The sequence below is a fragment of the Vibrio sp. 10N.261.52.A1 genome, assembly GCF_002876325.1.
Classification (GTDB): Bacteria; Pseudomonadota; Gammaproteobacteria; order Enterobacterales; family Vibrionaceae; genus Vibrio; species Vibrio chagasii.
Map to the genome: position 1 here is coordinate 1 of NZ_MCYD01000350.1, position 359 is coordinate 359.

General features: G+C 45.4%; 1 pseudogene. It reads left to right on the forward strand.

From position 1 onward, the window contains the following. Positions 1-14: 14 nt before the first annotated feature. A pseudogene (locus BCT81_RS04325) lies at positions 15-359 on the forward strand (SAM-dependent methyltransferase); the annotation flags it as partial.

Sequence of the window (359 nt, forward strand, 5' to 3'; positions counted from 1 at the left end):
TCATAGGGGGAAGCATGCATTCACGATTTAAAATACTCGACTCATTTTTGCTTGAGCACCAAGTTTATTGGCGTTCCGAGCCTTTTCACCTATGCCAAACACAACAGCAGCCATGGCAAGATGTTAACTCGCCGCTTGTTGACTGGTTAAACAGCTTAACGACTGAAAATATTCAGACATTGAAAGAACAGCCTGATCTGTTGATAACTGAGCTCGGTCGTTTTCTGCCTCTGCTTACGCAGGCTCACCAAAGCACTCAATTTACTAATACAGCTCTCAAAGGCTTGCAGCTTCCTAGAGGAACTGAAGACGGTATCCCTGGAAGAAAGTTGCAGCAAATCGTATCGATGGGCGAAGCG